Source organism: Ancylobacter sp. Lp-2, assembly GCF_020523795.1.
In the GTDB taxonomy this organism is placed as follows: Bacteria; Pseudomonadota; Alphaproteobacteria; order Rhizobiales; family Xanthobacteraceae; genus Ancylobacter.
In genome coordinates this window covers 560,178-586,701 of record NZ_JAJALI010000001.1, presented here as the reverse complement: position 1 = coordinate 586,701, position 26,524 = coordinate 560,178, and the positions used below count along the sequence as shown (strand labels likewise).

Here is a 26,524-nt window from a genome sequence, read left to right as displayed (position 1 = left end):
CGTCTCACTTCATCTTCGCCAGAGCCAGGCGGGACAGGACGTTCAGGGTCAGCACCCCGACGGTGATGATCAGGGCGCCGGCCCAAGCGAGGGCGACCCAGTCCTCGAAGGGGCTGGCGGCGTATTGATAGATCGCGATCGGCAGCGACGCCATGGGCGCCGACATGTTCAGCGACCAGCCATTATTGCCGAGCGAGGTGAACAGCAGCGGCGCGGTCTCGCCGGCGGCGCGGGCCAGCGCCAAGAGGATGCCGGTGACGATGCCGGCGCGGGCCGCGCGCCAGGTGATGAAGGTGACCACCTTCCACTGCGGCGCGCCGAGCGCGAAGGCCGCCTCGCGCAGGCCGATCGGCACCAGGTTGAGCATGTCCTCGGTGGTGCGCACCACCACCGGGATGACCAGGATGGCGAGCGCCGCCGAGCCGGCCCAGCCGGAGAAGCCGCCGAACGGCACCACCAGCAGCTGGTAGACGAACAGACCGATCAGGATGGACGGCGCCGACAGCAGCACGTCGTTGACGAAGCGCACGACGTTGGCGACCTGGGTGCCGCGACCGTTCTCGGCGAGGAAGGTGCCGCACATCAGGCCGATGGGCGTGCCGACGATCAGCGCGACGCCGATCTGGATCAGCGAGCCGACGATGGCGTTGAGCAGGCCGCCACCGGCGCCGGGGGGCGCGGTGATCTTGGTGAAGACGTGCGGGCCGAGGGCCGGCAGGCCGCGGGACAGCAACGTCCACAGGATCCAGGCGAGCAGCACCAGCGAAAGCGCGGCGAAGCCGGTGGAGATGGCCTTGACGACATAGTCGGTGGTGCGACGGCGGGCGAGCGATGCCATGATTTCCTCTCCCCTCAGCCCTTGAGCTTCGAGCGCACCAGCAGGCGCGAAAGAGCGAGAACGATGAAGGAGATGACGAACAGGATGAAGCCGAGCTGCAGCAGCGACTGCAGCTTGAGCGAGCCGATCGACGCCTCGGGGAACTCGTTGGCGATGGTCGAGGCGATGGTGGCGCCCGGCGCGAACAGCGAGGCCGACATGCGGGTCGCGTTGCCGATGACGAAGGTGACCGCCATGGTCTCGCCGAGCGCGCGGCCGAGGCCGAGCATCACCGCGCCGACCATGGCCGTGCGGCCATAGGGCACCGAGACGTTGCGATAGACCTCGTAGCTGGTGGCGCCGACGCCGTAGGCGGATTCCTTCAGCATCGGCGGCACCGATTCCAGCACCTCGACGAACATCGCGGTGATGAAGGGCAGGATCATCAGCGCCAGGATCAGTCCGGCGGTGAGCATGCCGGCGCCGAGCGGCGGCCCCTGGAACAGCGCACCGAGCAGCGGGATCGGCCCGAGCCACTCGATCAGCGGCGGCTGCACATAGGCGGCGATCAGCGGCACCACGATGAAGAAGCCCCACATGCCGTAGATGATCGACGGGACGGCCGCGAGCAGCTGGATGGCGACGCCGATCGGCCGGCGGAACGGGCCGGGGGCGATCTCGGTGAGGAAGAAGGCGATGCCGAAGGAGAGCGGCAGCGCCACGATGACGGCGATCACCGCGCTCGCCACCGTACCGAACACCATGACGCCGGCGCCGAAGCGCTCGGTGACCGGGTTCCAGGTGGTGGACCAGAGGAAGGAAATGCCGAACTCGCGCAGCGCGGGCAACCCGCCCTCGAAGAGCATGGCGATGATGAGGCCGAGCAGAACCAGCACGAAAATGCCGCTGGCCCAGAGCAGGCCGACGAAGATGGGATCGCTGACGCGCCCGGTCGGCTTGTGCGCGGCGATCAGGGCCGTGTCGGCCTCGGTTCCGCTGATGGAGGCAGCCATGTCGAATGTCCTTGAGCGCTGTCGCCGCTGATGCGCTTGAAACGGGATTGCCTGCTCTCCGGCATGACGGGCGCCACGATGGACGCTCGCATGCCCGGGGCGGGCAAGACGCGGAAGGCACGGCACGGATATCGGCGAGCGAAAGGCGAGGGGACGGCCGTCAGGACGGCGACACCCCCTCGCCCGATCTCAGAGCCTGAGGGCTCAGTTGGTCCAGACCGCCTTGCCGTCGGCCTTCACTTCGGCCTTCCAGGCGTCGCGGATGGCGCTGACCACCGAGTCCGGCAGCGCGATATAGTGCAGCTTCTCGGCGATGGCGTCGCCCTCGGCGCCATACGCCCAGTCGAAGAACTTGATCGCCTCGGCCGACTGCGCGCCGTTGGCGGGGTTCTTCGGCAGCAGGATGTAGGTGGCGCTGGTGATCGGCCAGGCCTTCTCGCCGGCGGTGTCGATCATCGAGGCGGCGAAGTTCTTCGCGCCCTTCCAGTCGGCGGCGGCGGCGGCGTCCATGAAGGCGTCGGTGGTCGGCTTCACGACCTTGCCGGCCTTGTTGACGAGGTTGGTCGAGGTCAGCGAGTTGGCCGCGGCATAGACGAACTCGACATAGCCGACCGCGCCCTTGGTGTTCTTCACGGTGCCGGCAATGCCTTCATTGCCCTTGGCGCCGGCGCCGGCCGGCCACTGCACCGAGGTCGCGGCGCCGATGTTGGACTTCCAGTCCGCGCTGACCGAAGCGAGGTAGGAGGTGAACACGAAGGAGGTGCCCGACGAATCCGAGCGGTAGACCGGGACGATGGCCAGATCCGGCAGCGTCACGCCCTTGTTGAGCGCGGCGATCTTCGGGTCGTTCCACTTGGTGATCTTGCCCTGGTAGATGTCGGCGAGGGTGGCGCCGTCGAGGGTGAGCTGGCCGTCGGCGACGCCGTCAATGTTGACGATGGCGACCACCGAGCCGATCACGGTCGGGAACTGCAGCAGGCTGGCCTGCTCGAGCTTGTCGTCCTTCATCGGCGCGTCGGAGGCGCCGAAATCGACGGTGCGGTTGACGATCTGGTTCTGACCACCGCCCGAGCCGATCGACTGATAGTTGAGGCCGGTGCCGGACTTCGCCTTATAAGCCGCAGCCCAGGCCTGGTAGACCGGGGCCGGGAACGAGGCTCCCGCGCCGTTGATGTCGGCAGCGAAGGCGTTGCCGGTCAGGGCGGCGAACGAGACCACGGCGACGCCGAGGAGGCGGTTGAATTTCAAAGGTCTTCTCCCAGTGCTTCAGCGGCTCGCGCGGCGCACGAGCCGGGCCGGAGGTGTTGCCCGTAGGCGGTGAGGGGTCACACGGGACTCTTAACGACCGGACGCCACCGTTCTATGACTTTGCAATGACACTTAAATGACAGATCAAGCCATTGTCTTGACATCGTTTTTCGTCGCTTCCGCCGGCAGTGCCGCCAGCCGCACCGAGAATGTCGAGCCCTCGCCCGGAATGCTGTCTATGCCGAGCCGGCCGCGATGACGGGCGACGATGTGCTTGACGATGGCGAGGCCGAGCCCGGTGCCGCCCTGCTCGCGCGAATGGGCGGTGTCGACGCGGTAGAAGCGCTCGGTGAGGCGGGGCACGTGCTCGGGGGCGATGCCTGGCCCGTAGTCGCGGATCGCGACCAGCGCGTCGTCCGCCTCGCGCGAAAGGGTGATCTCCACCCGCCCGCCGGAGGCGCCGTATTTCAGCGCGTTCTCGACCAGGTTCTCGAAGACGCGGATCAGCTCGTCGCGATCGCCCTGAACCAGCACCGGCACCGCCGGTTGCTCGAAGACGATCTCCACGCCCCGCTCGGCGCCGAGCGGGGCCAGCGCCTCGCGCACATGACCGACCGCCGCGCCCAGGTCCACCCGCGACTGCGGGCGCATATGGGCGTTGAGCTCGATGCGCGACAGCGACAGCAGGTCGTCGATCAGGCGCGACATGCGCCGGGCCTGCTCGGCCATGATCTTGAGGAAGCGCTCGCGGGCGGTGGCGTCGTTACGGGCCGGGCCCTGCAGCGTCTCGATGAAGCCGGAAAGCGAGGCGAGCGGGGTGCGCAGCTCGTGACTGGCATTGGCGATGAAATCGACCCGCATCTGCTCGACGCGCCGCTGCGGGGTGAGATCGGTGAAGCTGAGCAGCAGCGCCTCAGCCTTCTCCGCACGGCCCCCGCCGGCGCCCGGTCCGGTGACCGGCACGATGTCGGCGCGCAGCCAGCGGTCGACCGGCACCCGCTGGCTGAACTCGACGCGGCGGGCCTTGCCGTCGGCGCTGGCGGCGCGGATCGCCTCCAGCACTTCCGGCACCCGCACCGCGAAGGAGACGGGATCGCCGACGCGCACCGCCGCCAGCATGCCGGACGCCCGCGTATTGGCGGCGCGCACCGTGCCGCGATGATCGAGCAGCAACGCCGCCTCGGGCAGCGCCACCACCAGCGCGGCGAGCCGGTCCGGCGGCGGCGCCGGCGGCTCACGGAAGCGCGAGAGGGCGGCGGCGACCGGCTGGCGGAAGCGCCAGCGCCCCGCCGGCAGGCAAGCGGCAAGCAACAGCACCCCGCCGAGCAGCAGTGCCGGACCGGCGGCGAGCACCTCCTGCCCCACGGCGACGAGCAGGCCGAGGCCGCCGGCGAGCAGAATCCAGCGCGCCGCGAGGAGACGCTCGCCGAGCGTCTCACGCGCGAACGGGCCGGATTCCTCGATGCTCATGGCGTTCACCTCCTCGGGATGCCCAAATTTCATTCTTTACGTTATGTTGTGTTCGCCTGCCGGATGGATTCGCCGGAAAATCCTTCCAGCGGGCGAGGGAGCGACTCAACCATTTCTTCTTATGGTCTCATCGAGAGGCTTCCATATGACGAAGAAGGCGAACCGCGCAGCGGTCAAGCCCGCCGCCGCGAAATCCTCCGCCACCGATGCCGTCACGGCGCAGGACGCCCTCCCCGACACGCAGGATGGCACGGCGCCGCCGGCTGCCGACGGCGCCCGCCGCAAGAAGGCGCAGGACAAGAGCGTGGCTGGCAAGAACTCGTCGACCAAGGGCGCGGCCGGCAAAGGCGCGGCGGGCAAGAACGGTGCGTCGAAGGACGCCGATGCCGGCAAGCTCGCCTCGGCGCTCGGCAGCTTCTCGCTCGACCTGCCGGCGCTGCCGGCGATCATCGACGAGCGGGCCTATCGCAGCGGCAACTATCCCTATGCCGACCGGCCCAAGCGCAAGCACTATGAAAAGGAGCTGCTCGGACTGCAGATCGAGCTTCTCAAACTGCAGCGCTGGGTCAGCGAGACCGGCGAGCGCATCGTCATCGTGTTCGAGGGCCGCGACGCGGCCGGCAAGGGCGGCGCCATCCACCGCTTCGTGCAGCATCTCAACCCGCGCTTCGTGCGGGTGGTGGCGCTGAGCAAGCCCACCGAGGCCGAGGCCGGCCAGTGGTATTTCCAACGCTACATCGCGCATCTGCCGCGCAAGGGCGAGATCGTGCTGTTCGACCGCTCCTGGTACAATCGCGCGGTGGTCGAGCCGGTGATGGGCTTCTGCTCGCCGCAGGAGACGGCGCATTTCCTTGAACAGGCGCCGACCTTCGAGAAGATGCTCGCCGAGGACGGCATCCGCCTGTTCAAGGTCTGGCTCGACATCGGCCGCGAGATGCAGCTGAAGCGGCTGTTCGCCCGCAAGAAAGACCCGCTGAAGCACTGGAAGCTGTCGCCGGTCGACCTCGCCGCGCCGTCCCGCTGGGAGGCGATCTCGGCGGCGCGCGACGCGATGATCGCCGCCACCGACCAGCCGGGAGCGCCGTGGACCGCCGTGCTCGCCAACGACAAGATGCGCGCGCGGCTCGGCGTCATCCGCCAGGTGCTGGCGCGCCTGCCCTATGCCGAGCGCGACGACCGGGTGGTCGGCGTCCCCGACCCGCAGATCGTGCTCGACGGGCGCAATTTTCTGCACCGAGCCGATGGTTGAGCCCTGCTGGCGCCCAGATTGCCTGCCAGACCTCCTCGGCATAAGAGCATGACTCTGCGTCGGTCACAGGGGGGCGGGTGCGCAACAGGCGCCAGGTCGTCCGGCGGATGCCGGATGCCTCGGGGTGTTGCGTCGTGCCGTTCCTACCTGGAACGAGGCGGGCGCCGACCGCATCATCCTTCCGCCCGATCCCATTTCGTCCGACCCGGGACCGTGACCGCGACATGATCTTTCTCCGGCCGATCCGGCGCTTGCTGACCACGGGCCTCTGCGGCCTGTGCGCAGGCGCGGCTGCCGCTGCCGAACCTTCGCCGCCCGGGCCGCCGCCCGGCATGCCGCCCGCCTTCGGGCCGCCCGGCTTCGAGGCGCCGCCCTTCGGGCCGCCGGCAGGGGTGTTCGGCCCGCCGCCCTTCGCACCCGCCCCCTTCGGGCCGCCGGCGCCGGGGCCGATGCCGCCGCGGCCGGCCGTCGACTTCACCCTGCGCGGGCGAACCCTGCCGGACGGCGGCGACGTGCACATCGTGCATCGCCAGGGCCGCATCCGCGTCGATGTCGCCGTCGCCACGGTGGCGACGACGCTGACCGGCTTCATCGACTTGAAAGCGCGCAAGCTCGCGGTGCTGTCCAACCTGCCCGGGCTCGGCCGGGTGGCGGTGGAGATGACACTGCCGCCGGAATATGCGGCGATCGACATGCCGGCCGACAGCCAGTACTGGGGCACCGATACGGTAGCCGGCGAGCCCTGCGACATCTGGCGCGGCACCGACCGCACCACCTCGGCGCCGGTGGAGGCCTGCATCACCCTCGACGGGCTACCGCTGCGCTCGCTGACCTATACCGATGCCGGCAAGAAGGTGATGTTCCAGGCGACGGACATCTCGCGTGCCGCGCTCTCTCCCGAGGCGGTGGCGCTGCCCAAGGGAGTGAAGGTCAAGCGGCTGCCGAGCGCCATCCAGGGCATGGTGCCGAGCCTGACGCGCTGAGGACCGGGCCGGACGGGACGAGGGGACGGGGCAAGGGCCGCCGACCACCCAGGGTCAGCCGACCGCCCGGCGCGGCGCCTCGGCGTCGTCGGCTTCCACCGACGCTTCGGAAGCTGCGGCGGCCGGCCCGGCGGCCAGCGGCTGCACATCCTCGAGCAATGCCGGCACCGCCGCGGCGGCCAGTGCGGTATCCAGCGACATCGCGCCGCTCGACCGCCGCCGGCGGCTGAGCAGAAGCTCGCGAATGCCCATGGTGACGAGGGCGATGGCGAAGGGCGTCACATAATAGAGCAGGCGCAGCAGCAGCAGCGCGCCGAGCAGCGGCTCCTTCTCGAACTGCGACAGCGCGACCAGCATGGCGGCGTCGAACACGCCGAGCCCGCCGGGCGCATGGCTGGCGAAGCCGAGCAGCGTCGCGGAGATGAACACCACGCCGAGCGCGATCGGGTCGATGAACGGCGTCTGCGGCATCAGCACATACATCGCCGCCGCGCAGAAGGAGAGATCGACCATGCCGATCACCATCTGCAGCAGCGTCAGCTTCCAGCCCGGCAGCGTCACCTGCCAGTGGCCCTTGCCGATGCCGATGCGCCGCGGCTTCAGCCCGACCCACACCACATAGGCGGCCAGCGCCGCCAGAAGGCCGAGGCCGATCAGCCGGTTGATCCAGGGCGGCAGCTGGTCGACCGCGCTCGCCGCCCACGGCTCGATGCTGATGCCGAGGCCGAGGATCGCCATGTTGCCCAGCCAGAAGGTGAGGCCGGTGATGAAGCACAGCTTGGCGACGTCCACCGCCCCGAGCCCGTGCGCGGAATAGATACGGTAGCGCACCGTGCCGCCGGTGAAGGCGGAGAAGCCGATATTGTGGCCGATGGCATAGGAGGTGAAGGAGGCCAGCGCCGCCGTGCGGTAGGGCACATGGCTCTTGCCGATGGTGCGCAGGGCGAACCAGTCGTAGAAGGTCAGGGTGAAATAGGCGCAGGCGACGAACAGGGCGGCGAGCGCCACCCGCCAGGGCGGGGTATCGGTAAGCGCGTCCAGCACCTCGCCGGGGTGGATGTTGCGCAACATCTCGTAGAGCACGATCACGGCGACGCCGATGATGGCCAGGCTCGCCACCAGCCCCACGCCATGCCAGCCGACACGCTCGCGTAAGAACTTCGCTATCGCGCTCAGCGTGCTGCTCATGGCGTCCCCGTCGTCCTGTATGTCGTCATGCGCGTTCCCGGCCCAGCCGTAGCAGAGCTTGGCCTCCGGCGGAACCGCCCGTCACTGCGGCGACACCGCACGGCATACTTCCCTTGGGGAATAGGCCGCGGCGCCCCGCCATGGAAGGGCGCGCTTGTCGGCCCAGAACGCGGCAACGCCGTGACGGGCGGATGACGGTCGCGTTTGTGTGAACGGCGCTCACAGCCGCACCGGATAGCCGATTTCGATGGTGCGCGGGCGCGGCAGGCCGAAGCGGTCCACCGAGCGCTCGGCGTTGCGGGCCAGGAACGCGAAGACATGGGCGAGCGCGTCGCGGATGCCGAGGATCTCCTCCGGCGGCATGATGCGCTCGTGGCCGATGACGTAGACCGCCTCGTCCGGATCGATGCCGAGCGAATACAGCGCCGGGCCGAGCACCGAGGGCACGTCGATCTGCTGCATGTAGCCGAAGCGCACATCGACCCGCACATGGCCGGCGTCCAGCACCGTGACGCGCACCCGCTCGTCCACCGGCACGCGCGGGCGCGAGGCGATCCACACCGAGGCGATGACCGATTTCGAAAACTGCACGTTGAACAGGTCGGACAGCCGGCCGAGCGCCACCGGGGTGAGCGCGCCGCCGCGCGACAGGAAGATGGCGGTGCGTGGCGAGGTCGCGCAGCCCGCCGGCTTGCCGCGGGCAACGAACTCCTCCAGCGGCTCGGCGAAACGCTTCTGCTGGATGCCCAGCCCTTCGAGCCCGCGCCGCCAGCTCACCATCACCACCAGCACCAGCGAGGCGATGGCGACCGGCAGCCAGCCGCCATCGTGCAGCTTGGTCAGGTTGGCGGCGGCGAAGGAGACGTCGACCACCAGCAGCCCGGCGGCGAGGCCGACCAGCGCCAGCACCGGCAACCGGCCGAGCCGCTTCACATAGGCGACGAACAGGATGGTGGTGGAGATCATCGCCATCGCCACCGCGATGCCATAGGCGGAGGCGAGCCGGTCCGACGAGCCGAACGAGACCACCACCGCGGTGCAGGCCAGCAGCAGCAGCCAGTTGAGCCGGCCGATATAGATGTGCTGGTCGTTGTGCTCGCTGGTGTAGCGGATGCGCATCGGCGGCAGGTAGCCGAGCTCGATCGCCTGCTTGGCCAGCGAGAACACGCCGGTGATGATCGCCTGCGAAGCGATGACCGTCGCCGCCGCCGCCAGGAACAGCAGCGGCACGTCGAAAATGTCCGGCGACAGGTCGTAGAACGGATTGCGCACCGCCGCCGGATTGACCAGCACGGTGGCGCCCTGGCCGTAATAGTTCAGCAGCAGAGCGGGCATGGCGACGAACAGCCAGGCGCGGGTGATCACCGGCCTGCCGAAATGGCCGAGATCGGCATAGAGCGCCTCGCCGCCGGTGATGGCGAGGAAGGTGGCGCCGAGCACCGCGCCCGCCAGCCAGATGTGATCGGCGATGAGGGCGATGCCGTAGCGCGGATCGACCGCGACCAGCACGCCGGGCTGCTGGAGGATGCCGTAAAGGCCGAAGGCGCCGAGCGTGACGAACCAGAGCAGCATGATCGGCCCGTAGAAGGCGCCGATGCGATCGGTGCCGGCCCGCTGCGACACGAAGACCGCCACGATCACCACCACGGTGACGGCGACGATCCAGTGGTCCAGCGCCGGCGCCACCACCTCCAGGCCCTCGATGGCCGAGAGTACCGACATGGCCGGGGTGAGCACGCCATCGCCGATCAGCATCGCCGCACCGACCAGACCGGCGACGAGCAGCCACAGGCGCCCGCCATTGGCGCTACGATGCAGGTCGAGCAACGTCACCAGCGCCAGGATGCCGCCTTCGCCGTCATTATCCGCCCGCAGCACCAGCAGCACGTATTTGATGGTCACCGACAGGATGATCGCCCAGGTGACGAGCGACAGCAGGCCCAGCACCTCGTCATGGGTGACCGAGACTCCCCCTACCGCCAGCAATCCCTGCTTGAAGGCGTAGAGCGGACTGGTGCCGATATCGCCGAACACCACGCCAAGCGCCGCAAGTTCGGCGGTAAAGGGAATCACGCGTTTCGCGCTGGTCGAAGAAGAGGTTCGGGCCATAATGCCTCGTTATGCCCCTGACGGACGGCACAGTGGGCACCGGCCGCCCCGACGGCTGCGGACGCATTTCACCAAACTGGCCCTTGGCATGATCGACGCCGACGATGAGGAGGAAGTCGCGCACCGCAGCAATAGCGCGGCGCGCCGCCGACGCCAAGCGGTGTTTCCCCAAAAGTCCGCCAAGCATCGGCCGGCGCTGGGGAACCCGGGTCCCGGAGACATCGGATCGATGCCGGTGGGGGCAGGCAGAGGCGGTAAGCCGGGAAGATTTGAGGGAGAGGAGCGTGGGGGGCGGAAGCTCCCCTCCCTCAACCATCCGTCGGAGCGACCCTCAGGCTTGCGGGAGCCATTCGGACTCACGGCGGCGGCAACCGGCCCGGCCGGAACTCCGAAGAGTCATGCGGCCGGAACATTGGATCCAATTTATCGTCTGAACCGTTCGGTCAGCCGACAAGAGGCTATATAGGCCCGTGAGCCGGCTTTGTCAGCGGGGTCGAGAAATCTTCAACCGCAATAGCGGCAACGTGATCACCACAATTCGAAAACGTACTAGATTTCGGGGCGAATCCCCGCGCAGCGATGATCCCCAATGGCCACCGCCCTCACCATCCCGAACGACTGGACCTTTCCCGCCGCGGGCGGCAAGCGCCGGCAGATCCTCGACGGCGCCGCCGGCGTCTTCCTGGCGAGCGGCTTCGACGGCGCCAGCATGGGCGAGATCGCGCGGGCGGCCGGCGTGTCCAAGGGCACGCTCTACACCTACTTCGTCTCGAAGGAGGAGCTGTTCCGCGCCCTGCTGCGCGAGAAATGCTCGGATATCGCCGAGCGCTGCTTCCAGCTCGACCCGCAGGGCGATGTGGGCGCCGAACTCACCGCCGTCGCCCGGCGCTACATCGCGGCGATGGCGGAACCCGACTACATCGCCACGCTGCGGGTGGTGATCAGCGCCGCCGAGAAATTCCCGGCCGTCGGCGCCGCCTATCACGAGGCGGGCATCGAGACCACCGTGGCGCTGCTGAGCCGCTGGCTGGCCGGCAAATCCGCCGATGGCGAGCTCGCCGTCGAGGAGCCGGAACTGGCGGCGCGGCAGTTCATCTGCAGCTGCTATGCTCAGACCGTCACCCCGGTGCTGTTCGGCGACCTGAGGCGGCCGGCGCCCGAAGCGGTCGCCCGGGCGATCCGCTTCACCGTCGACGCCTTCCTGCGCGCCTTCGCGCCCCGGCCCTGAGCCTCAATCGGCGCTCGCGGCTCCCTCGCCGGCGGCGAACAGCGCGTCGAGCCCCTCGCGGTAGCTCGGAAAGGCCAGATCGACGCCCAGCTCTCGCTTGAGCCGCTCGTTGCGCACCCGGCGGTTGTCGGCCCAGAAGGACAGCGCCATCGCCGACATGGTGGCGGAAGCCTCTTCGAAAGGTTCAGCGACCGGACCCGGCCGGCCGAGCAGGCGGGCGGCATGGCGCACCGGCGCGCAGGCCGGGGAGGGCTCGTCGTCGACCACGTTCACCGCGCCTTCAAAGCCGAGGCGGAAGGCGGCGTCGACGGCGGCGGCGATGTCGTCGACATGGATGCGGTTGAACACCTGGCCGTCCCGCTCGATGCAGCGGGCGCTGCCATCGGCAACGTCGATCAGCGCGTTGCGGCCTGGACCGTAGATGCCGCCGAGCCGCAGCACCGCCACCGGCCGGCCGGCGCGGACGCCCAGCGCTTGCCAGGCAGCCTCCGCGGCGATCCGCCGGGCGGCGCGGGGCTTGCCGGCGGCGAGCGGCGCGCTCTCGTCGATCCAGGCGCCGGCGCTGTCGCCATAGACGCCGATGGTGGAGAGATAGACGATCGGGCCGGTGCCGCTCCCCAACGCGTCGGCGAGCACGGGCAGGAAGGGGTCGCCCACCTCGCCCGGAGCCGCGCTGACGAGGATGGCCGCCGCGCCGGCCACCGCCTCGGCAAAGCCCGGCGACTCCGGTGCCAGCAACCGCACGCCGCCCTCCTCGCGCTCGCCCTGGCGCGAGGTGCCGAGGCGCCGCGCGAACCGCGCGCCGAACCGCGCGGCATACCCACGGGCACAGAAGCCATAGCCGAGGCAGATCAGCGTCGTCACGCGGCACTCTCCAGCAAGGGGTCCCATTCGGCCCGCACCGCGGCATCGGCCTCGGCCGGCGCGTGGCGGGCGGCCAGCCGGGCGAAGTCGGCCGGCGGCAGCAGGCGCGCGAGCGCCCACACCGCCGCACCCCGGATCAGCGGCGCCGGATCGGTGATGAGGCGCTCGGCCTCGCCGGCGAGACCGACCTCGCCGGAATTGCCGATCGCGGTGAGCACGTTGCGCAGGAAGCGCACCCGCCCGGTCCGCTTGATCGGGCTCTTGGCGAAGCGGGCACGAAACGCGCCGTCATCCAGCCGGGCGAGCTCGGCGAGCTCCGGATTGCGGTTCTCGTCGCGGGCGGCGAGCCGCGCCTCGCGGCCGAGGCTGGCGAACTTGTTCCACGGGCAGGCGGCGAGGCAGTCGTCGCAGCCATAGATGCGGTTGCCGATCAGCGGGCGCAGCTCGCGCGGTATCGGGCCGCGATGCTCGATGGTGAGATAGGAGACGCAGCGGCGGGCATCGAGCTGGTAGGGGGCGGGAAAGGCGCCGGTCGGGCAGGCGTCGAGGCAAGAGCGGCACGAGCCGCAATGGTCGCGCTCCGGCGCGTCCGGCGGCAGCTCCAGCGTGGTGGCGATGGCGCCGAGCAGCAGCCAGGAACCCTTTTCGCGCGAGACCAGATTGGTGTGCTTGCCCTGCCAGCCGAGCCCCGCGCTCGCGGCGAGCGGCTTCTCCATCAGCGGCGCGGTGTCGACGAACACCTTCACTTCAACCTGGTCCGGACCGCCGACGCGTGGCACGAAGCGCGAGCAGATCCGCTTCAGCTTGCCCTTGACCAGCTCGTGATAATCGTCGCCGCGGGCATAGACCGAGATGGCACCGCGCAGACGGTCGGCCAGGGCGGCGCGGGGGTCCTCGTCCGGGCCGTAATTCAGGCCGAGCATGATGACGGAGCGCACCTCCGGCCACAGGGCGCGAGGGGAGGAGCGGCGTTCCGCCGTCTCCTCCAGCCACTCCATGTCGCCCTGGGCGCCGGAGGCGAGCCATTGCGCGAGGCGCGGCGCCGCCTGCGGAATGGCGTCAGCGGCGCAGATGCCGATGGCGTCGAAGCCTTCCTCGCGCCCGAGATCGATGAGAAGGGCCCTCGCCTCCTGCGCGGAGCGGGCAGGCTGTGGGGATCGGGCCGCGCCGGGGCTCAGAAATCCAGATCCGCGTAGCAGGCGGCCGGCGGCATGCCCGCCATGGTCAGGGCGAGCAGCGGCCGGAAGGCCGGGCGCGACTTGATGCGCGCGTACCAGATCTTCGCCGTCTCGTCCTCGTGCCACGGCACGTCGCCCAGATAATCGACGCAGGAAATATGCGCGGCAGCGGCAAGGTCGGCATAGGAGAGCCGATCACCACCAAGCCAGTTCCGCGTCTTCAGAAGCCAGCCAATATAGTGGAGATGATAGCGGATATTGGCGCGCGCGGCACGGATGGCCGGCATGTCCGGCGGACCGCCGCCCGCCTCGCGCGGCATGAAGCGCTTGTAGACCTTCTCGCGCACCAGCGGCTCGGACACCTCGAAGTAGAACTTCTCATTGAACCACGCCATCAGCCGGCGCACCTCGATGCGTTCCTCGCGGCCGCCGGGCAGCAAGCGACGATCGCCCATCGCATGGCCGTAGGTCTCGTCGAGATATTCGGCGATGACGGTGCCGCCGGGCACCACCAGCCCGTCCGCCTCCACCAGCACCGGCGTCTGGCCGGCAGGATCGAGCGTGAGAAAGCCCGGTCGCCGTTCCCACACCCGCTCCTCGATGAGTTCGGGACCCATTCCCATCTCGCCGAGGGCGAGACGGATCAAACGCGAGAACTGGCAGAAGGGATGATGATAGAGCTGCATTGTCCGGGGAGCGCCGCGCGGCCGCCTGAGAAGAGCGCCGTCCGCTGATCGGTCTAGAGGGGTTCCGGCGACATCGCAAGCGATGACGGCATCAAGATGGCAGCAGGGATCGAGCTTGCCGATACCACCCGGCGCGCTTTTTTCAACGTATCGTATCCGAGCCGTTAACGCGGCCGGCCGGGCTCGCCCGCGCCGAGAACAAACAAGGGAGGACACCCATGCCCCACACCCCACAACACGGTACCGTCGTCTGGAACGAACTCAACAGCCATGATGTCGAAGCCGCCAAGGGTTTCTACGGGCGGCTGATGGGATGGGACTTCGCGCCGATGCCGATGGGCGACGACACCTACTGGATCATCCGGAAGGGAGGCGCCGACATTGGCGGCGTGTTTCCGATGAGTGGCCCGGAATTCGACCGCATACCGCCGCACTGGATGACCTATGCCGCGGTCGACGATGTCGACGCCAGCACCAAGGAGGCCAAGGCGGCCGGCGGCGAGGTCCTTAAGGGCCCCTTCGACGTGCCGGGCGTTGGCCGCATCGCCGTGGTGAAGGACGCCGAGGGCGCGGTGATGGGCTGGATTTCGCCGAAAATGTGAGGCGGCACAAGGCCCTGATGACCCTCCGGATGCCCCTGGGGCATTAGGCGATTCCGACATTCGCGTGTCATGTTGCGGGCGCAGTTGCGTCGTGCGAGCGGCGCAGCGATGCCCATTCTCCTGCGAAGTGAAGGAAAATCCGAACGATGCAGATGCCCCTCCCGGCTTCCCCCATACGTGCCTGTGGCTATTCCCTGCGTGAAGGCAGTCCCGAGTTCGACGACCTCGGCCTTTCTCTCGACGAAGCGGAGGCGCTGGGCGTCGATGTGGTGGAGCTGCCGGTGCATGGCTGGCACCTCATCGTCGGCGGCCGCGTGCTCACCGACCGGCTGGCCGATCTCACCCGTGCGCTGTCCGGCCGCAAGCTCGGCTACACCGTGCACGGGCCGCTGGCCATCAACCTGATGGACGTGCCCGAGCGGCTGGCCCGCCACGAGGCGGTGCTGGAGGCCTCGATCGAGATCACCGGCGCCATCGGCAGCGACACGCTCGTCATCCATAGCGGCATCGTGCGCGAGCACGGCGACGACATCGAGCTCGCCTATGCCCGCCAGCGCGATGCACTCGCCCGTGCCGGCGACAAGGCGGCCGCCGCAGGCATCACCCTGTGCGTGGAGAATGTCTTCCGCACCGGCGGCGCCCGCGAGACCGCCAGCCCGCTGAAGCTCGCCGGCCAGCTCGCCGCCATCGACCACGCGGCGGTGAAGGCGACGCTCGACGTCAGCCACGCGTTCATCCGCTGCGCTGAGACACGCCTCGACCCGCTGGCGGAAATCGCCGAGCTGGTGCCGTATGTCGCGCATCTGCACCTGCACGACAGCTTTGGCCGGCCGAGCGAATTGTGGACCCGGTCCTCCGCCGAGGCAGCCGCTTTCGGCGATGGCGACCTGCACCTGCCGATCGGCTGGGGCGGCATCGACTGGCAGGCGGTGGTGGAGACGGTGACGCTGAACCCCGGCGTGACGGCGATCCTCGAGCTCAATCCGCGCCACTGGCGGGAAATCGGTCCGCAGGTGCCGGCGCTCCGGACGCTGGCGGCGCGGTTCCGCGGCCTCGACACCGCGGTTGCGGCCTGAGGCTGCCGGCAAGGCTTGCCCGCGGCGCGCCCCCGGCGCGGAGAAGCCGGGCGGACATCCGCCGCCGTTCCGATTCAACCCGGACGGTTTCCTGCCCGGACGGTTTCTTGCCCAGAAGGCTTCTTGCAGGTGCGTAACGCCGCCCCTATATCGGCGGCGAACGGCGCGATGCAAAGCGCCGTACCCAATCTATCGGGGGCCGGTCCGGGGGACGGTGCAGCGCAACGCGCCGATGCCATCCTCTCCGGGTGCTCAATGAGGTCCGGCCGGCCTGCCAGAAGGAGAATGTACATGTCTAAAGTCATCGGCATCGACCTCGGTACGACCAATAGCTGCGTCGCCGTCATGGAAGGCACCTCGCCCAAGGTGATCGAGAACGCCGAGGGCGCCCGCACGACGCCCTCCATCGTCGCCTTCACCGAGGACGGCGAGCGCCTCGTCGGCCAGCCGGCCAAGCGCCAGGCGGTCACCAATCCCGAGCGCACCTTCTTCGCGGTAAAGCGCCTGATCGGCCGCCGCTACGACGATCCGATCATCGAGAAGGACAAGAAGCTGGTCCCCTATTCCATCGTGAAGGGTGACAATGGCGACGCCTGGCTCGAGTCGGATGGCAAGAAGTATTCGCCCTCGCAGATCTCCGCCTTTACGCTGCAGAAGATGAAGGAGACCGCGGAGGCCTATCTCGGCGCCAAGGTCGACAAGGCGGTCATCACCGTCCCGGCCTATTTCAACGACGCCCAGCGCCAGGCCACCAAGGACGCCGGCCGCATCGCCGGCCTCGAAGTGCTGCGCATCATCAACGAGCCGACGGCGGCTGCGCTCGCCTACGGCCTCGACAAGAAGTCGGCCGGCACCATCGCCGTGTACGACCTCGGCGGCGGCACCTTCGACGTGTCGATCCTCGAGATCGGCGACGGCGTGTTCGAGGTGAAGTCGACCAATGGCGACACCTTCCTCGGCGGCGAAGACTTCGACATGCGGCTCGTCAACTATCTCGCCGACGAGTTCAAGAAGGAGCAGGGCATCGACCTGCGCAACGACAAGCTGGCCCTCCAGCGGCTGAAGGAAGCCGCCGAGAAGGCGAAGATCGAGCTGTCGAGCGCGCAGCAGACCGAGATCAACCTGCCCTTCATCACCGCCGACGCCTCCGGGCCGAAGCACCTGACCATGAAGCTCACCCGCGCCAAGTTCGAGGCGCTGGTGGACGACCTGATCCAGCGCACCGTCGAGCCCTGCCGCAAGGCGCTCAAGGACGCCGGCCTGTCCGCCGGGCAGATCGACGAAGTGGTGCTGGTCGGCGGCATGACCCGCATGCCGAAGGTGCAGGAGATCGTGAAGCAGTTCTTCGGCAAGGAGCCCCACAAGGGCGTCAACCCGGATGAAGTGGTCGCCATCGGCGCCGCCATCCAGGCCGGCGTGCTGCAGGGCGACGTAAAGGACGTGCTGCTGCTCGACGTCACCCCGCTCTCGCTCGGCATCGAGACGCTGGGCGGCGTGTTCACCCGCCTGATCGACCGCAACACCACCATCCCGACCAAGAAGAGCCAGGTGTTCTCCACGGCGGAAGATGGCCAGACCGCGGTGACCATCCGCGTGTTCCAGGGCGAGCGCGAAATGGCGGCGGACAACAAGATCCTCGGCCAGTTCGACCTCGTCGGCATTCCTCCCTCGCCTCGCGGCGTGCCGCAGATCGAGGTCGCCTTCGACATCGACGCCAACGGCCTGGTGAACGTGTCGGCCAAGGACAAGGGCACCGGCAAGGAGCAGCAGATCCGCATCCAGGCCTCGGGCGGCCTGTCGGACGCCGACATCGACAAGATGGTGAAGGACGCCGAGAGCCACGCCGCCGAGGACAAGAAGCGCCGTGCGGTGGTGGAAGCCAAGAACCACGGCGAAGCGCTGATCCACTCGACCGAGAAGGCCCTCGCCGAGCATGGCGACAAGGTCGGCGAGGTAGAGAAGGGTGCGATCGAGGCCGGCCTCGCCGAGCTGCGCACCGCGCTGGAGGGTGACGACGCCGAGGCGATCGCCGCCAAGACCAACGCTCTCGCCCAGGCCTCCCTCAAGCTGGGCGAGGCGATGTACGCCGCGCAGCAGGGCGGCGGCGAGGCCGAGGCCGGCGCGCCGAAGGACGACGTGGTGGACGCCGAGTTCACCGAGGTCGACGACGACAAGAAGAAGTCGGCCTGATCGGCTTTTTCGCAATCCCCGCCCCGGGAGTCCGCTTCCGGGGCGGCTTTGTAATGACGATGCGGGCAGACCGCCGTCCAGCTTCCGTCCGGTTTTCCGGCGGACCGGGCGGCCGGCGGCAAGTTTCCTGCATGTAACGGGCCCGAATGTCCCGCCAGCCGCGCGCCTTCCCTGGGATTTGACCGGGGATCCGCGCGGAGCGGCTGGCCGGTGGACGAAACAATTCGGTGGCACGGCGACCAATGGCCAAGATCGACTATTACGAACTGCTCGAAGTGACCCGCACCTGCTCGGACGGGGAGCTGAAGTCGAGCTATCGCAAGCTCGCCATGAAGTGGCACCCCGACAAGAACCCCGGCGATACCGGGGCGGAGGACCGCTTCAAGCAGATCAGCGAAGCCTATGACGTGCTGAAGGACCCGCAGAAGCGCGCCGCCTATGACCGCTTCGGCCATGCCGCCTTCGAGAATGGCGGCGGTGGCGGGCCGGGCTTCGGCAACGACTTCGCCTCCACCTTCTCCGACATTTTCGACGACCTGTTCGGCATGGGCGGCGGCCGGCGCGGCGGCGGCGGCGGAGCGCGAGGCACCGGCCGCGAGCGCGGCGCCGACCTGCGCTACAACATGGAAATCACGCTGGAGGAAGCGTTCGGCGGCAAGGATGCCACCATCCACCTGCCGACCTCCATCACCTGCGAGGCCTGCACCGGCACCGGCGCCAAGCCCGGCACCCAGCCGACCTCCTGCCGCACCTGCGGCGGCGCCGGCCGCGTGCGCCAGGCGCAGGGTTTCTTCACGCTGGAGCGCACCTGCCCGAGCTGCCAGGGTCGCGGCCAGGTGATCGAGGACCCCTGCCCGGCCTGCGCCGGCGCCGGACGCGTCACCAAGGAGCGCACGCTGCAGGTCGGCATCCCCGCCGGCGTCGAGGACGGCACCCGCATCCGCCTCGGCGGCGAGGGCGAAGCCGGCGCGCGCGGCGGCCCGGCGGGCGACCTCTACATCTTCCTCTCCATCGGCCCGCACGACTTCTTCCAGCGCGACGGCGCCGACCTGTTCTGCCGTGCGCCGATCTCCATGGTGACGGCGGCGCTGGGCGGCTCCTTCGAGGTGCCGACCATCGACGGCGACACCTCCAAGGTGAAGATCCCCGAGGGCACCCAGTCCAACAAGCGCTTCCGGCTCGCCGGCAAGGGCATGCCGGTGCTGCGCACCCGCAATCGCGGCGACATGTATGTGCAGGTGGTGGTGGAAACGCCGCAGAACCTCACCCGCCGCCAGCGCGAGCTGCTCGCCGAGTTCGAGACGGAATCCTCCAAGGAAAATCACCCCGAGGCGCACGGCTTTTTCGCCAAGGTGAAGGATTTCTTCGCCGGGGATGCGGAATGATGCCTGCGACTGACGTATCGGTAGCAACCGGAACGTCATTGGGGTGTAACGGCTGCGTCATCGCCGTGACTTAACATTGCCCGATAGCGCGCATAGTCTTCGCGGATTGCCTTTCGTTCCCTTCATTCACGGCCGGTCGTTTCGGCGCTCTGGAATCCAAGTGGCATGCTGCATCGCTCCTGCTCCGACAGCCCGAAGTCACGTCCCGACGAAGTCCGTTTTCTCCAGTCCTGGCTTCAGGATCCGCTGCGCACCGGAGCGGTGTCGCCCTCCGGCCGGGCGCTGGCGCGCACCATGGCCGGCTATGTCGACCCCGATTCGGACGGCCCCATCATCGAGCTAGGCCCCGGCACCGGCCCGGTGACGGCGGCGCTGCTCGCCCGCGGCGTCGCACCCGAGCGGCTGGTGCTGATCGAATACAACCCGGAATTCTGCAAGCTGCTGCAGGCGCGCTTTCCCGGCGTGAACGTGATCCGCGGCGACGCCTATGGCATCAGCAAGACGCTGGACGGCATGCTGGACAAGCCGGCGGCGGCGGTAGTGTCCTCGCTGCCGCTGTTCACCCGCCCGGTGGCGGAGCGCTACAGCCTGCTCGACCAGTCCTTCGAGCTGTCGCGGCCGCAGGCGCCGTTCATCCAGTTCACCTATGCCGTGGTCTCGCCGGTGCCGCTGCAGGCCGAGCGCTTCGACGCCCATCGCAGCCCGCGCGTCTGGGCTAACCTGCCGCCGGCGCGCGTCTGGGTGTATCGTTCCCGCACCGCCTGACACCGGCCCTCGACGGGCGGCGCGGCCGGCGGTGCCGCTCCGCCGTGCCGGCATCCGGCGTTCCGGTTCCCAATGGTTCCGGTTCGCAGCGTTTCCTTCCGTGCGGAGATTCTCATGCGCCCGACCAAGATCCTCACCTTCTCCGGCTCAATCCGCACCGGTTCCTATTCCGCGACGCTTGCGGCGATCGCCGCCAAGGAGCTCGCCTTGCTCGGCGCCGAGCCGGTGCTGATCTCGCTCGAGGACTATCCGCTGCCGATCTACGATGCCGACCTCGAGGCCGAGGAGGGCGTGCCGCAAGCGGCCGAGCAGCTGCGCAGCCAGCTGGCGCTGGCCGATGGCGTGTTCATCGCCACGCCGGAATACAACGCCGCCGTGCCGCCGCTCCTGAAAAACGCCATCGACTGGGCCAGCCGCGCCAAGGGCGCGCCGGGTGGCGGCGGCCACGACCCGTTCAAGGGACCGGTCTTCGCCATCGGCTCGACCTCGCCGGGGGCGCTCGGCGGCTATCGCGCGGCGATGATGCTGCGCCAGGTGCTGGCGCTCGGCCTCAGCGCGCTAGTGCTCGCCGAGCAGGCGATGGTGCCCGCCGCGCACCAGGCGTTCACCGACGCCGGCGATTTCAAGGACGAACGGCAGCTGGAACGCTTGCGCGGAACGCTGCGCACGCTTATCGACCAGTCGGCGCTGCGCGCGGGCCTGCGCGCCTAGCGTCCTTGCGGGCCACCGCGCCGAGATGCGGCCGGATCCTCCGAGAGCCCGCCGACCGGAGACTGCCGATGAGCCCCGCCGCGCGCCTTGCCGTTCCCGATCCGCGCGATCGGCTGATCGTCGCCCTCGACCTGCCCTCGCTCCGGGCGGCGGAAGACGTGGTCTCCCGGCTCGGCGACACGGTGAGCTTCTACAAGATCGGCTATGAGCTCGGCTTCGCCGGCGGCCTCGGCTTCGCCCGCGAGCTGATCGGCGAGGGCAAGAAGGTCTTCATCGACTTCAAGCTGCACGACATTGGCAACACGGTGGCGAAGGGCGTGGCGAGCGTCGCCCATATGGGCGCCAGCTTCCTCACCGTGCACGCCTACCCCCAGACCATGCGCGCGGCGATGGAAGGCAAGGGCGCCAGCCCGCTGCGCATTCTCGCCGTGACCGTGCTGACCTCCTATGACGAGGCCGACCTCTCTGAGGCCGGCTACGCCGCCGGCGTCGACGCCACGGTGCGCCGCCGGGTCGAGCAGGCGCGCGAGACCGGTATAGACGGCATCGTCTGCGCCCCGACCGACGCCGCGATGGTGCGCGAGGTGCTGGGACCGAAGCGCGCCATCGTCACCCCCGGTGTGCGCCCGACCGGCGCTGCCGCCGGCGACCAGAAGCGCATCGCCACGCCGGGCGACGCCATTCGCGCCGGCGCCGACCATCTCGTGGTCGGCCGGCCGATCGTCGGCGCGCCGGACCCCGCCGCCGCCGCCCGCGCGGTGCAGGCCGAGATCGCCGCCGCGCTCGCCTGAGCGACCGGGTCTTCCGAACAGGGAAAGGTTCATCACCATGACCAAGGGTTACTGGATCAGCCGCATCGACGTGCGCGACACCGAGGCCTACAAGCCCTATGTCGCCGGTGCGGACGCCGCGATCGCCGCTTTCGGCGGCCGCTTCCTGGTGCGCGGCGGCGCGTTCGAGGCCCCCGAGGGCGTGGCGCGCTCGCGCAATGTCGTGGTGGAGTTCAAGGACTACGACACCGCGCTCGCCTGCTTCCAGTCTCCGGAATACCAGGCCGCCTACCAGCACCGCCTCGCCTCTTCCGACGGCGAGCATCTGGTCGTCGAGCAGTATGAGGGCAACCAGCCGGCGGCGGGCGGGATCGACGGACCCGCCAGCGGACCCGGCACCGCCTATTGGGTGATGCGCATCGACGTGCACGACCCCGAGGGCTACAAGCCCTATATCGCCGCCGACGCCACCGCCGTCGAAGCCTCCAAGGGCTGGTTCCTGGTGCGCGGCGGCCGGCATGCGGCGGTGCACGGCTCGGCCCGCTCGCGCAATGTGGTGCTCGCCTTCAAGGATTACGAAACCGCCCGCGCGGCCTATCACTCGGCCGCCTACCAGGCGGCGCTGGTGTTCCGCAAGGCGGCGGCCGAGGCCGAGGTGATCATCGTCCACGGCACGGAATAGGCGGTTTTCACGCGAAATTGGCCCTACCGGCAGGATTCGCCGGAGCGCTCCGGCGCGGGCTGTGGACAAGCAGAAACGGTTCTGCTATGTGCGCACACCTTGATTGGCCGAGTGCCGTCCCGAGTGGTTTTCGGGACGCCGTTCCCCCGATCTCCGAGATTCAACGTATCGCGATAGCGAAGGCACGAAGAGGAAGACACGTGCAGGTTCTTGTTCGGGACAACAATGTCGATCAGGCCCTGAAGGCCCTCAAGAAGAAGATGCAGCGCGAAGGCATTTTCCGCGAGATGAAGCTGCGCGGTCACTACGAGAAGCCTTCCGAGAAGCGCGCTCGCGAGGAGGCCGAGGCCATCCGCCGCGCTCGCAAGCTGGCCCGCAAGCGCGCCCAGCGCGAAGGCCTGCTGCCGTCCAAGCCGAAGGTCGTCGCCGGCGGCCGCTGAGCGAACCGCCTACGGGGCTTTCGTTTGATGAATTCGATGAGCGCGGCGACATGGTCGCCGCGCTTTTCGCGTTTATCGATCCAATGATCGCCGGCCGGTCGATTGCCACCGATTGCCGCCGTCTTGGGGCCCCGGCCTGCCTGACGGACTGGAGCGGAAGAGCCGAGCATGAAGGCCGACACACCCTTCCCGGCCGGCGCGCCGACAACGCCCGATGGGGTGGCGATCGACGATTTGCGCCACGCTCCCGCTTTCACCCCGGTGGTGGCCGACCGTATCTGGCGGGCCTGGTGGCTGGAGGCCGGCGTGCCGGAAGATGCGGTGCGCACGCGGCTGCAGGAAAGCCTGGGTCCGGGACCGATACCGACCACGCTGGTCGCGCTGCGCGGCACCGTATTCCTCGGCACCGCCTCGCTGATCGCAAGCGACATGGAGGAGCGGCCGGCGCTGGCGCCCTGGGTGGCGGCGTTGTGGGTGGAGCCGGCGTATCGGCGGGCCGGCATCGGCGCGGCGCTGACGGAGGCGGCGAGCCGTCTCGCCTTCCGCCTCGGCCATGCGCGGATCTATCTCGCCGCGCGGCCGGAGAAGGCGGGTTTCTATCGCCGGCGCGGCTGGGAGACCTGCGAGACCGACGTCGATGGGCTGGATATTCTCAGCCGGGCAGACCCGCCCGGCTGACGCGCCTCACTGGCGGTTCATCGGCACGGTGTATTCGCCGGCGCGGATGCGCTCGGCAAGGCGCGCCGCGAAATCGGCGGCGGCGTCCTCGCCATAGGTGGCGACCATCGAACGGATCGCGGTGAACAGCGCCGCCTGCGCGAGACAGTCCTCGTCGAGGCCGTCATAGACCGCCTCGTTCCACGCCTCGTCGAGATAGGCAAGCGCGGCATGGCGCTCGTCTTCCTGCGCCCGCTCGGCAGCGGGATCGATGGCGGTCGGATCGGTAATCTCGGACAAGCTGGCACCTCCGCGCGCATCAAGCGCGACCGACTCACCATAGCACGACGATCCCGATGGTCCCCTCATGTTTTGAACAAGGGTTAACGGCCATCGGGAAACCGTCGCGCTGTGTCATTTCGGTCGCGACTGTTGCGCAATAGCCGCAGAATACGGCCAGAGCATGGTCCCCGGAGGTCAAGCCAGCCCGACCTAGCACGTAGCGGGATCAGTAGGCGAGCTCGAACGGCTCGCCCTGCATCGCCTCGCTGCCGCGGCCGATGGCGGCGATGGCCGCGCTCATGCGCCCCTGCCGGCCGAGCGCGGCGTCGGCGAGCGACACCAGCAGCGCGTTGGGGGTGGCGCTAGGCGAGGCGGTGCGCAGGGCGCCCGCGATCTCCCGCTCGTCGCGGTCCGGTGAAAGCGCGCAGGCGGCGATGAAGGCCGAGGCGGTGGACCGGCTGATGCCGGCGAAGCAGTGCACCACCAGCGGTGCCTGGCGCGGCCAGCGACGGGCGAAAGCGAGGATCTCCGCCACATGCTCCCCGGCCGGGTGGATCAGCCCGTCCTGCGGCGCCACGATATCGTTGAAGCCGACGAAGAGATGGTCCTCGGCGCGGATGGCGGCCGGGCGCAGCACCGGCGTGCCGACATTGATGACAGTCAGCACATGCGAGGCGCCGGTGCGGGTCACCGTCTCCTCGAGGCGCGAGAGCGGGCAGACGTGGATCATTTCAGGCTCCGGGCGCCGGGTCGACGAGTTCGGTGAAGCGGGCGAGGAAGCGCGCCTTGGCCTCGCCGGCGCTCCACGGGGTGAGATGTTCGCGCTCGGTGGCGGCATCGAGCGGAAACGGCGCGCCGAAGAAGCGCTTGGCTTCGCCGACCTCGAAGCCGGCCAGGCGGGTGGCCTCCAGGAAGGCGCTGGCGCGGTCGGCCGCCTTCACCTTGCCGACCAGCGCCGCCGGCCATTGCGCCGGCAGACCGAAGCGCAGGCTGATCGCCGTCAGCAGGCGCGCCTCGACACTCTTATAGTCGCCGCCGATCACCGCCTTGAACGGGCTGATCATATCACCGACCACATATTCCGGCGCGTCGTGCAGCAGGGTGGCGAGGCGCCAGCGGCGGTCGAGATCGACGCCGGCGGCCTCCGCCTGCCGGCGGGCGATCAGTTCCACCAGCACCGAATGCTGCGCGACGGAGAAGATGTGCTCGCCGCTGGTCTGGCCGTTCCAGCGGGCGACGCGAGCGAGGCCATGGGCGATGTCCTCGATCTCGACGTCCAGCGGTGAGGGATCGAGCAGGTCCAGCCGCCGGCCGGACAGCATGCGCTGCCACGCGCGGGCGGCACGGGCGGCGCTCAACGGCTAACCTCGGACTTGGCGGCCTCTAACTTTCCAGGCCCGAATTCCCGCGCGCCGTGGCGATGGCAGGTGACGTCATGGTCGTCGACCATGCCGACCGCCTGCATGAAGGCATAGACGATGGTCGGGCCGACGAAGTTGAAGCCGCGGCCCTTCAGCTCCTTCGACATCGCCAACGCCACCGGCGAGGTGACGATGGGCGCGTCGCCCACCTCGCGGCGATTGTCCAGCGTCGGGCCGTTGATGCCCCACAGCAGCGCCGAGAACCCCGGCCCCTTCTCCATGATGTCGAGCCAGACGCGGGCGGAGCGGATGGTCGCCTCGATCTTGGCGCGGTTGCGCACGATGCCGACATCCTGCATCAGCGCCTCGATCTTGTCCGGCCCGTAGCCGGCGACGATCTCCGGCCGGAAGCCGTCGAAGGCGTGGCGGAAGCCGTCGCGCTTGCGCAGGATGGTGATCCAGGCGAGCCCGGCCTGGAAGCCGTCGAGGATCAGCTTTTCGAACAGCGCGCGGTCGTCCAGCTCCGGCACGCCCCATTCGGTGTCGTGATAGGTGACGTAGAGCGGATCGGTGCCGCACCATTTGCAGCGGTGGCGACCGTCGGCGTGGACATGCATTTGGGCCTGCATCAGGCGGCGCTCCCGGTGCCCGGAATGACGAAGCTGGCCCAGTTGAGCCGTTCGGGCACCAGCGTCGCGCCATCCGCCTCGACGGCCAACCCGGATTCGCGCGCCTCGGCGAGGCGGTCGAGGCGCACCGTCGCCAGAAGCCGCCCCTCGACGCCGGAGCCGACCGTGCCGAGCGTCTTGCCGCCGGCGAGGATCGGCGTGCCGGGAGCCGGCGGGGTACCGCATACCGCGAACGGCACGATGCGGGTGCGCGCGGTGCCGCGGTGCTGCATGCGGCTGACGATCTCCTGGCCGACATAGCAGCCCTTGTCGAAGTCGATGCCGCCCAGCTGGTCCATGTCCGCCTCATGCGGGAACGCGTCGGCATAGGCGAAGTCGCGCCCGCCCTCCGGCACGCCGAGCGCCACGCGGTGCGCCTGCCAGGCGGCCTCGTCGGCATCCGGCGCGATAGCGGCGCCGGGCGCCAGCAGGAAGCGAGTGCCGAGCGCCGGCAGGCGCGGATCGGCGAAGGCGAGTGCGCCGGCGGGCGGCTCGCTGCCGCCCCAAGCGATGCCGACGCGCCAGCCCTCCAGCGCCGCGATCTCCACCTTGGCGCGCAGGCGGTAGAGCGTGAGGCGCTTCAGCAGCTCGGCGAGCCGGTCGGCCGGCAGGTCGAGGTGGAAGCCGTCCTCGCCGCCGAGCACGAACATGTCGGCGATGATCTTGCCCTGCGGGGTAAGCAGCGCGGCATAGCGCGCCGCACCCGGCGCCGGCGTGCGGGCGGTAAGCAGATTGTCGAGGAAATGCACCGCATCGGCGCCGCCGACCCGGGCGAGAGCACGCTGTTCGAGAAGAGCGATGGGCATACAGCCGCCTCCCGGCACGATGGGCGCCGGCATCGACACCGACTCGACCGGCGGACCGGCCGTTTCGCACAGGTAAGGCGAGCGGGCGGCGCGGGC

Annotated in this window: 27 protein-coding genes; 13 read left to right on the top strand and 14 right to left on the bottom strand. The window is 69.2% G+C overall.

Annotated features, from left to right (window positions below; all coding sequences use genetic code 11):
• Positions 1-4: 4 nt before the first annotated feature.
• The 4 genes from pstA to LGR54_RS02765 form a co-directional block, all read right to left on the bottom strand.
• Complete coding sequence (gene pstA, locus LGR54_RS02780; RefSeq protein ID WP_230360435.1) at positions 5-838, bottom strand: phosphate ABC transporter permease PstA; 834 nt, start codon at positions 836-838, stop codon at positions 5-7.
• 14 nt (positions 839-852) lie between these two features.
• On the bottom strand, positions 853-1,830 hold the full coding sequence (gene pstC / locus LGR54_RS02775) for a phosphate ABC transporter permease subunit PstC (protein ID WP_230360434.1): 978 nt from the start codon (positions 1,828-1,830) through the stop codon (positions 853-855).
• A 204-nt stretch (positions 1,831-2,034) separates the two neighbouring features.
• Complete coding sequence (pstS, locus tag LGR54_RS02770; RefSeq protein ID WP_230360433.1) at positions 2,035-3,078, bottom strand: phosphate ABC transporter substrate-binding protein PstS; 1,044 nt, start codon at positions 3,076-3,078, stop codon at positions 2,035-2,037.
• 144 nt (positions 3,079-3,222) lie between these two features.
• Positions 3,223-4,548, bottom strand: coding sequence for an ATP-binding protein (locus LGR54_RS02765; RefSeq protein WP_230360432.1), 1,326 nt, complete (start codon positions 4,546-4,548; stop codon positions 3,223-3,225).
• 145 nt (positions 4,549-4,693) lie between these two features.
• On the opposite strand from LGR54_RS02765, the gene ppk2 reads away from it, so the two are divergent.
• Both ppk2 and LGR54_RS02755 read left to right on the top strand, forming a co-directional pair.
• A complete protein-coding gene (ppk2, locus tag LGR54_RS02760; protein ID WP_230360431.1) occupies positions 4,694-5,797 on the top strand; it encodes a polyphosphate kinase 2 in 1,104 nt (367 codons plus the stop codon).
• Positions 5,798-6,129: 332 nt separating this feature from the next.
• On the top strand, positions 6,130-6,780 hold the full coding sequence (locus tag LGR54_RS02755) for a hypothetical protein (protein WP_230360430.1): 651 nt from the start codon (positions 6,130-6,132) through the stop codon (positions 6,778-6,780).
• Positions 6,781-6,834: 54 nt separating this feature from the next.
• Here LGR54_RS02755 and LGR54_RS02750 read toward each other — a convergent pair whose 3' ends face one another.
• Complete coding sequence (locus LGR54_RS02750; protein ID WP_230360429.1) at positions 6,835-7,968, bottom strand: UPF0104 family protein; 1,134 nt, start codon at positions 7,966-7,968, stop codon at positions 6,835-6,837.
• 219 nt (positions 7,969-8,187) lie between these two features.
• On the bottom strand, positions 8,188-10,041 hold the full coding sequence (locus LGR54_RS02745; RefSeq protein WP_230360428.1) for a KUP/HAK/KT family potassium transporter: 1,854 nt from the start codon (positions 10,039-10,041) through the stop codon (positions 8,188-8,190).
• Between the two features lie 625 nt (positions 10,042-10,666).
• On the opposite strand from LGR54_RS02745, the gene LGR54_RS02740 reads away from it, so the two are divergent.
• The gene (locus tag LGR54_RS02740) at positions 10,667-11,305 is read left to right on the top strand and encodes a TetR/AcrR family transcriptional regulator (RefSeq protein ID WP_230360427.1); all 639 of its coding nucleotides are present in this window, start codon (positions 10,667-10,669) and stop codon (positions 11,303-11,305) included.
• Positions 11,306-11,308: 3 nt separating this feature from the next.
• On the opposite strand, the gene LGR54_RS02735 is transcribed toward LGR54_RS02740, so the two are convergent.
• The 3 genes from LGR54_RS02735 to LGR54_RS02725 are packed head-to-tail and all read right to left on the bottom strand — an operon-like array spanning position 11,309 to position 14,033.
• Positions 11,309-12,169, bottom strand: a complete 861-nt coding sequence (locus LGR54_RS02735; RefSeq protein ID WP_230360426.1) for an NAD-dependent epimerase/dehydratase family protein — start codon at positions 12,167-12,169, stop codon at positions 11,309-11,311.
• The gene (gene queG, locus LGR54_RS02730; RefSeq protein ID WP_370638134.1) at positions 12,166-13,368 is read right to left on the bottom strand and encodes a tRNA epoxyqueuosine(34) reductase QueG; all 1,203 of its coding nucleotides are present in this window, start codon (positions 13,366-13,368) and stop codon (positions 12,166-12,168) included. The genes LGR54_RS02735 and queG overlap by 4 nt, the downstream gene beginning before the upstream one ends.
• Positions 13,344-14,033 carry a glutathione S-transferase family protein gene (locus LGR54_RS02725; protein WP_230360425.1) on the bottom strand — a complete coding sequence of 230 codons (690 nt, stop codon included), beginning with the start codon at positions 14,031-14,033 and terminating at the stop codon, positions 13,344-13,346. The genes queG and LGR54_RS02725 overlap by 25 nt, the downstream gene beginning before the upstream one ends.
• 218 nt (positions 14,034-14,251) lie before the next feature.
• On the opposite strand from LGR54_RS02725, the gene LGR54_RS02720 reads away from it, so the two are divergent.
• The 10 genes from LGR54_RS02720 to LGR54_RS02670 all read left to right on the top strand — a co-directional run bounded on the left by LGR54_RS02720 (position 14,252) and on the right by LGR54_RS02670 (position 23,332).
• Entirely contained in the window at positions 14,252-14,635 is a 384-nt protein-coding gene (locus tag LGR54_RS02720) for a VOC family protein (protein WP_230360424.1), read from the top strand.
• Between the two features lie 146 nt (positions 14,636-14,781).
• A complete protein-coding gene (locus LGR54_RS02715) occupies positions 14,782-15,711 on the top strand; it encodes a sugar phosphate isomerase/epimerase (RefSeq protein ID WP_230360423.1) in 930 nt (309 codons plus the stop codon).
• A 291-nt stretch (positions 15,712-16,002) separates the two neighbouring features.
• On the top strand, positions 16,003-17,901 hold the full coding sequence (dnaK, locus tag LGR54_RS02710; RefSeq protein ID WP_230360422.1) for a molecular chaperone DnaK: 1,899 nt from the start codon (positions 16,003-16,005) through the stop codon (positions 17,899-17,901).
• A gap of 242 nt (positions 17,902-18,143) precedes the next feature.
• Positions 18,144-19,286 (top strand): molecular chaperone DnaJ, encoded by a 1,143-nt coding sequence (dnaJ, locus tag LGR54_RS02705; RefSeq protein WP_230360421.1) that lies wholly within the window; start codon positions 18,144-18,146, stop codon positions 19,284-19,286.
• Positions 19,287-19,451: 165 nt separating this feature from the next.
• A complete protein-coding gene (locus tag LGR54_RS02700) occupies positions 19,452-20,051 on the top strand; it encodes a class I SAM-dependent methyltransferase (protein WP_214007799.1) in 600 nt (199 codons plus the stop codon).
• 114 nt (positions 20,052-20,165) lie between these two features.
• Positions 20,166-20,762, top strand: a complete 597-nt coding sequence (locus LGR54_RS02695; RefSeq protein ID WP_230360420.1) for an NADPH-dependent FMN reductase — start codon at positions 20,166-20,168, stop codon at positions 20,760-20,762.
• Positions 20,763-20,830: 68 nt separating this feature from the next.
• Positions 20,831-21,553, top strand: coding sequence for an orotidine-5'-phosphate decarboxylase (pyrF, locus tag LGR54_RS02690; RefSeq protein ID WP_230360419.1), 723 nt, complete (start codon positions 20,831-20,833; stop codon positions 21,551-21,553).
• Between the two features lie 37 nt (positions 21,554-21,590).
• On the top strand, positions 21,591-22,214 hold the full coding sequence (locus LGR54_RS25935; RefSeq protein WP_370638111.1) for a DUF1330 domain-containing protein: 624 nt from the start codon (positions 21,591-21,593) through the stop codon (positions 22,212-22,214).
• A 200-nt stretch (positions 22,215-22,414) separates the two neighbouring features.
• Entirely contained in the window at positions 22,415-22,654 is a 240-nt protein-coding gene (gene rpsU / locus LGR54_RS02675; protein ID WP_230360418.1) for a 30S ribosomal protein S21, read from the top strand.
• Between the two features lie 168 nt (positions 22,655-22,822).
• Positions 22,823-23,332 (top strand): GNAT family N-acetyltransferase, encoded by a 510-nt coding sequence (locus LGR54_RS02670; RefSeq protein ID WP_230360417.1) that lies wholly within the window; start codon positions 22,823-22,825, stop codon positions 23,330-23,332.
• Between the two features lie 6 nt (positions 23,333-23,338).
• Here the strand turns inward: LGR54_RS02670 and LGR54_RS02665 are convergent, their stop codons facing one another.
• The 5 genes from LGR54_RS02665 to LGR54_RS02645 form a co-directional block, all read right to left on the bottom strand.
• Positions 23,339-23,611, bottom strand: a complete 273-nt coding sequence (locus LGR54_RS02665; protein WP_213366745.1) for a hypothetical protein — start codon at positions 23,609-23,611, stop codon at positions 23,339-23,341.
• 208 nt (positions 23,612-23,819) lie between these two features.
• Positions 23,820-24,323 (bottom strand): tyrosine phosphatase family protein, encoded by a 504-nt coding sequence (locus tag LGR54_RS02660; RefSeq protein WP_230360416.1) that lies wholly within the window; start codon positions 24,321-24,323, stop codon positions 23,820-23,822.
• Between the two features lies 1 nt (position 24,324).
• Positions 24,325-24,915, bottom strand: a complete 591-nt coding sequence (locus tag LGR54_RS02655; RefSeq protein ID WP_230360786.1) for a YfbR-like 5'-deoxynucleotidase — start codon at positions 24,913-24,915, stop codon at positions 24,325-24,327.
• A gap of 32 nt (positions 24,916-24,947) precedes the next feature.
• Positions 24,948-25,583 carry a DNA-3-methyladenine glycosylase I gene (locus tag LGR54_RS02650; RefSeq protein ID WP_230360415.1) on the bottom strand — a complete coding sequence of 212 codons (636 nt, stop codon included), beginning with the start codon at positions 25,581-25,583 and terminating at the stop codon, positions 24,948-24,950.
• Entirely contained in the window at positions 25,583-26,428 is an 846-nt protein-coding gene (locus LGR54_RS02645; RefSeq protein ID WP_230360414.1) for a folate-binding protein YgfZ, read from the bottom strand. Before LGR54_RS02645 ends, LGR54_RS02650 begins: the two co-directional genes overlap by 1 nt.
• Between the last annotated feature and the right edge of the window lie 96 nt (positions 26,429-26,524).

Bases quoted from the DNA above. Each gene is read 5' to 3' on its own strand.
- LGR54_RS02740 (WP_230360427.1), top strand. From the start codon at position 10,667: ATGGCCACCGCCCTCACCATCCCGAACGACTGGACCTTTCCCGCCGCG.
- dnaJ (WP_230360421.1), top strand. From the start codon at position 18,144: ATGGCCAAGATCGACTATTACGAACTGCTCGAAGTGACCCGCACCTGC.
- LGR54_RS02695 (WP_230360420.1), top strand. From the start codon at position 20,166: ATGCGCCCGACCAAGATCCTCACCTTCTCCGGCTCAATCCGCACCGGT.
- LGR54_RS02750 (WP_230360429.1), bottom strand. From the start codon at position 7,968: ATGAGCAGCACGCTGAGCGCGATAGCGAAGTTCTTACGCGAGCGTGTC.
- LGR54_RS02700 (WP_214007799.1), top strand. From the start codon at position 19,452: ATGCTGCATCGCTCCTGCTCCGACAGCCCGAAGTCACGTCCCGACGAA.
- dnaK (WP_230360422.1), top strand. From the start codon at position 16,003: ATGTCTAAAGTCATCGGCATCGACCTCGGTACGACCAATAGCTGCGTC.
- pstC (WP_230360434.1), bottom strand. From the start codon at position 1,830: ATGGCTGCCTCCATCAGCGGAACCGAGGCCGACACGGCCCTGATCGCC.
- pyrF (WP_230360419.1), top strand. From the start codon at position 20,831: ATGAGCCCCGCCGCGCGCCTTGCCGTTCCCGATCCGCGCGATCGGCTG.
- LGR54_RS02655 (WP_230360786.1), bottom strand. From the start codon at position 24,915: ATGCTGTCCGGCCGGCGGCTGGACCTGCTCGATCCCTCACCGCTGGAC.
- pstA (WP_230360435.1), bottom strand. From the start codon at position 838: ATGGCATCGCTCGCCCGCCGTCGCACCACCGACTATGTCGTCAAGGCC.
- LGR54_RS02755 (WP_230360430.1), top strand. From the start codon at position 6,130: ATGCCGCCCGCCTTCGGGCCGCCCGGCTTCGAGGCGCCGCCCTTCGGG.
- LGR54_RS02765 (WP_230360432.1), bottom strand. From the start codon at position 4,548: ATGAGCATCGAGGAATCCGGCCCGTTCGCGCGTGAGACGCTCGGCGAG.
- LGR54_RS25935 (WP_370638111.1), top strand. From the start codon at position 21,591: ATGACCAAGGGTTACTGGATCAGCCGCATCGACGTGCGCGACACCGAG.
- LGR54_RS02715 (WP_230360423.1), top strand. From the start codon at position 14,782: ATGCAGATGCCCCTCCCGGCTTCCCCCATACGTGCCTGTGGCTATTCC.
- LGR54_RS02645 (WP_230360414.1), bottom strand. From the start codon at position 26,428: ATGCCCATCGCTCTTCTCGAACAGCGTGCTCTCGCCCGGGTCGGCGGC.
- LGR54_RS02670 (WP_230360417.1), top strand. From the start codon at position 22,823: ATGAAGGCCGACACACCCTTCCCGGCCGGCGCGCCGACAACGCCCGAT.
- LGR54_RS02720 (WP_230360424.1), top strand. From the start codon at position 14,252: ATGCCCCACACCCCACAACACGGTACCGTCGTCTGGAACGAACTCAAC.
- LGR54_RS02660 (WP_230360416.1), bottom strand. From the start codon at position 24,323: ATGATCCACGTCTGCCCGCTCTCGCGCCTCGAGGAGACGGTGACCCGC.
- LGR54_RS02725 (WP_230360425.1), bottom strand. From the start codon at position 14,033: ATGCAGCTCTATCATCATCCCTTCTGCCAGTTCTCGCGTTTGATCCGT.
- LGR54_RS02650 (WP_230360415.1), bottom strand. From the start codon at position 25,583: ATGCAGGCCCAAATGCATGTCCACGCCGACGGTCGCCACCGCTGCAAA.
- ppk2 (WP_230360431.1), top strand. From the start codon at position 4,694: ATGACGAAGAAGGCGAACCGCGCAGCGGTCAAGCCCGCCGCCGCGAAA.